Source organism: Zoogloea sp. 1C4, assembly GCF_009469605.1.
GTDB lineage: Bacteria > Pseudomonadota > Gammaproteobacteria > Burkholderiales > Rhodocyclaceae > Zoogloea > Zoogloea oryzae.
The window spans coordinates 122,918-128,925 of sequence record NZ_SSXU01000012.1 but is presented as its reverse complement, the minus strand read 5'-3'; the positions used below and the strand labels follow the sequence as shown (position 1 = coordinate 128,925).

The 6,008-nt window shown below is 58.6% G+C and carries 3 protein-coding genes and 2 pseudogenes; 1 reads left to right on the top strand and 4 read right to left on the bottom strand.

The genetic code is table 11. The features are described 5' to 3' along the window. Both GH681_RS15260 and GH681_RS23735 read right to left on the bottom strand, forming a co-directional pair. Nucleotides 1-175: pseudogene (locus GH681_RS15260) on the bottom strand (IS5/IS1182 family transposase); the annotation flags it as partial. A gap of 176 nt (nucleotides 176-351) precedes the next feature. Next, nucleotides 352-2,192, bottom strand: a pseudogene (locus GH681_RS23735) (hemagglutinin repeat-containing protein). On the opposite strand from GH681_RS23735, the gene GH681_RS23730 reads away from it, so the two are divergent. Beyond that, a complete protein-coding gene (locus GH681_RS23730) occupies nucleotides 2,146-2,400 on the top strand; it encodes a hypothetical protein (protein WP_228111926.1) in 255 nt (84 codons plus the stop codon). The pseudogene GH681_RS23735 and the gene GH681_RS23730 sit on opposite strands and share 47 nt — an antisense overlap. Before the next feature lie 319 nt (nucleotides 2,401-2,719). On the opposite strand, the gene GH681_RS15245 is transcribed toward GH681_RS23730, so the two are convergent. Both GH681_RS15245 and GH681_RS15240 read right to left on the bottom strand, forming a co-directional pair. Further along, a complete protein-coding gene (locus GH681_RS15245; protein ID WP_228111925.1) occupies nucleotides 2,720-4,324 on the bottom strand; it encodes a ShlB/FhaC/HecB family hemolysin secretion/activation protein in 1,605 nt (534 codons plus the stop codon). 1,258 nt (nucleotides 4,325-5,582) lie between these two features. After that, nucleotides 5,583-6,008, bottom strand: coding sequence for a F0F1 ATP synthase subunit epsilon (locus tag GH681_RS15240; RefSeq protein WP_153162347.1), 426 nt, complete (start codon nucleotides 6,006-6,008; stop codon nucleotides 5,583-5,585).

The window sequence follows — 6,008 nt, the reverse complement described above, 5'->3', positions numbered from 1 at the left end:
GGCGGCCACCCTGAGGGCTGACCGGCCGGGGCGCGATGCGATCCACCTCGGCCGCCAGCGCCGCGAAGTCGATGTAGGACTCGATCTCGGCCAGCGGATCACCCAGGGTGTCGATCTTCTTGCGGTGAAGTTCGTCGGCGAACAGGTCGGTCTTGATGGCGCTGCGCGGTTTCATCGGAGTCGGCTCGGGGCGGATTCAGAACGATGTAATTTTATCAAGGGTGGGCGAGTCGAGGTTTTTCGAGGTGGCCAGTTGATGCGCCGTTCTTCCACCACAACTCGAAATCATAAGAACTAGGCTTATCAATACCTGTAATTACGCATCCAGAGAAAAATAGTATCGAAATAAGACTAATTACTTTCATTTACCACCCGCTTTACCGTAACCGACTTTGGAAACGTCATTCCCCAGTAATCACGGCACGCTTCGCTCCCGTGCCCATAGCAATTATGTACGGTATCTTTTCCCTTGAACATGTACAACCAATCTGCCAACTTTGTCCAGCCTTCGCGAGTTGTTCCGCCGGTGCTCGGATTACCCCCAAGATAGATGCCTACGAGATCATCCATGTGCGTTTGCATTTCCACTCGACCGCCTCCACCGCTCAAGGAACTCAGCATATCGTCCGCTTTTTTTGCGTTGTAAGCGGACCCGAAAAACTTGAGGTTTGTCGCTGTGATTATCTTCTCCGAAGACTTCGTAGCCATCAATGCTTCAAGCGCATTACCCACTGTCATCCCTCCGCGACTATGACCCGATACATCCAGACCATCGTTTTCATATTGATTCATCAGATCGACCGTCTTCTGGGTAGCGTTAGTCAATCCAAAAAAGCCGTTATCCAAGACTTTCATGTAGCCGGCAATCATGAACTCTGAAATGATGTTATCGGACTGCGGAAAATAAATTAAGTATTGAGGCCCTCGGTACTCCGCAGAATTCTGAAGTGCATTTTTCGACGCATCTTCAAGCGTATTGAAGATCCCATTATTTGACACATGAACTTTACCGTCATCTCCCTTTTCGAGATTTAACCAGTCGGCCTGAGCTACCTCCACATAAACCGGTTCATTTTCTTCGTTGCGCTCTATCTTGTAGAGCTTCGCAGCATCCACAAACGCTCGCCGATACGCTTCGTCGGTAAATGCAGTCAGCGTACTGAACGCGAGCATGTTATCCGCCTGCTCCCGTCTGGCCTCCTGAGTCAATTCGCCAACATCCACCTGTTCCAGTGAGCGATGGGTGGCCGACGTGTCCCTCAACAGATTGGCAACTGTCGCTTGAGCTGACTGGCCGGAACGCATGACCTGCCCCACCTCATCACGGATGACGACATTCCCTCCGGAGATCGCGCTGAGCGTCCTGCTCTGGTCGTGAGCCTCTGCATTGCCGTTATTGAGCAGATTGCCGGTTACGCTCTTGATCGTTTGATACTTGCCATCGAACATCGACGAACTGAGCGTCAGGCCGCGGCTTTCAGCGCTTGCGTCGAACCGGTTGGCCAGGTCGGTAGTGCTCAGGGTTCCCGTGATCAAAGAGTTATGAGCAGGAGCGGCGGCGCTCGCAATGACGGCTCCGTTGAGTGCAGTATGAGCGCCGACCAGGATATCGAAGCCCCCCACCCCTGCGCGTACCGCGGTCTGCTCATTGACACCGAGATAATCGCTGTTGCTCGTACTGCGCGCAAAGCTGGCCGAGACGTTGCTTGTCGCGGGACCATAGATGGCGATGCTTGCGGAAACCCCGATGTTTCGCTGGACAGAACGGCTGGTCGACCAATCCTGCAGGCTCGAGAGAGTGAGATCCCGCCCAGCCGACATGGAGATGTGCGGCGCATCGACCGTTGCGCCGGCCAGTTCCGTATCCCGACCTGACTGCATGTAACAGCCTGCCCGCCGGTCAGATGGGAATTCGCGTACGCAACACTCTCGGCATTTCCCTTTCCTTTGCCCATGTTTGCCGCAAGATCGAGCGTAACGCCGGGACTCTTCTTCCCGGCGTTTGCAGAGACACCTACCGAGTAGCCGCTGCTCGAGTTCTGGCTCTGGTTGATCTGCGTATCCTGACTGGCGGCAAGCTTTACGTCACGAGCAGCCGAAAGGCCGACAGCGCCCGCGGCATCGACTCGGCTTCCGCGAATGGAAATGTCCTCGTTGCGCGCCACAAGTGCGATGTTCTGCTCTGATTTGATGCTGCTGCCAGCCGATGTGTTGCTGATGGTCTGGGCACTGCTGTCCGAGCTGTTGCTGCTGAAACTGACGCTAAGTCAGCCGCTGAACACCCGGTGCTGCCGGATCGGCAACGATCTGCGCATGAAGCGATGGAACCCAGATCATCCCGCCCGACAAGAGCAGCATTCCCACACCCGCTGTCGTCCCCACCGACCCACCTTGCCCTGACGACTCTCCGGATTTGGCATTACGCCGGGCAACCTCACCAACGGCCATCAACATGCCGCGGACCTTGTTGAAAACGATGCGGTAACAGAGCTTGTTCATGGCAGGCGCTGAATCGAGTTTCTGGAGATGGGGCCCTACGGGCCCGGTGGATCAAGGAAGGGCGCCCGAAGTGAGTCCAAGATTGCACCCCCGCCCGATGACTCCCGGGCGAGCGACTCATGAAGGTCACAGCAGGCGGATGAAGATGACGATCGGCCAGGGCTCCCCCGTCGGGTCGGCTCGGGTCGGGTCGACTCGTCCGGTACCAACCAGAGCCGGGCTACCAGCTCCATCCGAGGGTGAAGCCCATGAGCCCTTCCGGGCTGGCAAAGCCCCGTGGTCGCGACAAGGGCGCACCCGCAAAGACGTCATAGGTGACGGACGCGATGTTCCCCCTCACGCCGATCACCCCACCGGCCAGGCGACGCCCGATCAGGTGGGTGGTACTTCGTCCGCTGACTGCGCCGGCGTCGGCGCCGAGATAGAGCTCCGCGCCGGTATCCCTCAGCGAAAGTGCAAGATCGTTGCGCCACAGCCAGCCCCGATCGCCGGTCAGGAGCATCTCGCCATCAAAGCCGCGCACTGTGTAACGCCCACCGATGGCAAAGCGATCCTGCGGCACGAGCGGGCCGTCACTGCGTTGCAGCCGACCCGCCGCGAGATAACGGAACCCCAGATCACCCAGCCGAAACGGCACGCCGAGTTGTACCCCGAAAGTCCAGATGCCCGCACGTGCACTACCTTCCCCAAACGGCTCTTCAGGCGACGGCAATGCACCGAAAGCACCAGTCCCGCGACGATTGGCAAGATCGAGATCGACGGAGGCGCTGCCAAGGAATGCACGATGACTGAGTCCCGCCTCCCAGCCAGCCGTACGGCGACGTTGAACGAGGATCTCCGTGTCATCAATGTAGTTGTTTGACTGCCGAACCCACGCCTTGAGGTAGCCGCTCGTCTTGCTCGCCGCATCGCGGTGGAAGAGTCGGGTCAGACGAAGTTCTCCGTTCTCGGACTCACCCCCATAGCGATACGTTTGCGTGGCGCCCGCAACGGCCTGATGGTAAGTCGTACCGCTGGCCGTCGCCCCGAGTAGCCAGTAGCCCACCGGTACCGAGTAATGCGTCGTGTATCCCCGGGTACCCCGACTACCAGCGACCCCACCGCCCAGGTCGTGGTTAAGGCTGATATAGGCAAGGTCATTCAGACCGAGTCCGTTGTCGATCGACAGGGTGAACGAACCAATGAACCTGCCCGTGGCCTTGGTACCACTGTCATCCAGCCCGAGGTTGATACGCGCCCACCGCTCCTGACGCCAGTCCAGAACAAGATCAGACTCGCCGGGCCGGGCCTGAGCATCCCGGGGCGGCAAGATCTGGATGTCTGCGTCGGCCGTGGGCACCCGCCTGAGGTTTTCAAGCCCCTGTTCGATGTCGCGCAAGTTGAGAAGATCGCCGGCTTTCAGCGGCAATGCTGTGCGAAGACCAACAGAGATATCCTTGCCGTCAGCCGTGCGAATCTCCCGGATGCGGCCCGGAACGAGCGTAAGCGTCAGCACACCTGAGTTCAGATCCTGGGGCCCTGCAACGATCCGGCTCGTCACAAAGCCCCGGGAGATCAGGCGGTTCTGCAAGCGAGTCATAAGCTGATTGATCGCCCCGGAACCCAGACACCGCCCCGTAGCGGGATCCTCTGGCCGGTCGATCGCCGCAAGTGCCCATGAAAAATCAGCGCCGCCACCCACCAGATCAATGCGCTGAATCAGAAAGCACGGGGTCTCACCCTGTACCAGTGGCTGGTCATCGGCTCCAACAGCCCGCTCAAGCCTGACGTCAGGCGCTCGTTCCAGCAGCTCCCGGAGGTGACGTTCGCGGTCCTGCTGGCGCAAGAGTTCGTCCGTCGGCGACTGCGCATGAGCACCGACCAGCGCCAAACTGCACGTGACGACAGCACTGACGTATCGAATCAGGGGGCACCAATGTTGCAGAGCCAATCCTGAGCGTTGAAGGACTGATGAAGGCATGAATGTACCCAACCGCATCTCTGGCAACGCGCAAACCTCGATGTTTATCGCGATTCAGAAGCACTATTGAAATTTTTATGTCATTGCCTGTCATTATATTCAGTACACATACCAATAATCAAGCTTCAGCTATCCTGATTAGATTGAATTGCCCATCAGGCATTACCGGGTGATGGCTTTTTGCTCTACACAGGTGATGTCCGAGCACCTGTCGTGCATCGACCAAAGCCCGTGAAACCTCGGCTACATCGACGCGACGGCCGCCATTTCCAATGCCAGACACCCCCGGCGCCTGTCTGCAAGCCCGCACAGGAACGATTTGCGCGAGGCACACAACGCCCTGCGTCGCATGCTGCGTGCGAGTTGCGCATGACGAACTCTTTCCGACGATCCTCAACAGCTGATGCAAGAGCATCTTCAGGCGCTGGTTCCGGCGAGCTGTCCCGGACAACCTGCACATGCTGTTGCGCATGGCGAAAGGGCGCGCCCGAGCCACCGAGGGCCTTCCCTGGCTTGTGGGGTGTCAATGAAGGCAAGGGAAGTGATGCCACTCATGCTGGTGTTCGTCTCAATCTGCCGGACTTGCTCCGGTGGCGATGAGCGCGGCGCGTACAGCGCCGATGAGGTTCTGGACATCGACGCGTCCCAAACGAACCGACCTACCGGCTGCGGAGAATGTGGGGCGCTTGAACGTGGGGCGCTCTGCATGAAACCTTCGACCACGCAATCGCCGCTAGAGGTCGGTCAGCGGATTCAAGTTGAGGGAAAGGCGCCCGCGGTCGCTGACACATCAGCACCAGCAGGGTCCTGGCAAATCTCCTACACCTCGTCAGAGCCGGCGAGGCCGACATCGGCCCCGTGCTCGATCAGGCGGCTAGCAGCGGAACGCTGGAATCCAGACGGGAGTCTCCAAGACTGACACGATCGCACGGAACTACCTCGTTGCGAGGCATTTCAGCCCGCAGGACAGGCTTGACAAGGCCGACCGGTCACCTGATTTCAAGCACTTCGCCATCTTCGGACGCGAGCGACCTTTCGGGAGCAAGATGGGTTATGCAGCACAAAAAGAAAAAGGGGCAGCCCTTTCGGACTGCCCCTTTCACATTACCGATACTCGTCGCTATCAGTGACCGCGCTTCTTCAGGCGGTTGATCGCAGCGATTTGCGCCAGTGCAGACGCCAGTTCGGATTGAGCCTTTGCATACTCGAGGGCGGAACCCTGATTCTGCAGCGCCTCTTCCGCCAGCCGCTTGGCATCGAGGGCTTTCGCTTCGTCCAGATCCTTACCGCGGATGGCGGTGTCCGCCAGCACGGTAACCAGATTCGGCTGAACTTCCAGCAGCCCACCGGCCACGAAAATCAGTTCTTCTTCCGGTTGGTTCTGAACCTTGACGCGTACAGCACCCGGCTTGACACGGGTCATCAGCGGCATGTGGCCAGGCAGAATGCCCAGCTCGCCCGATTCACCGGGGAGAGCCACGAATTCAGCCAGACCGGAGAAGATCAACTCTTCTGCGCTGACGATGTCGACATGGATGGTCATTGCCAC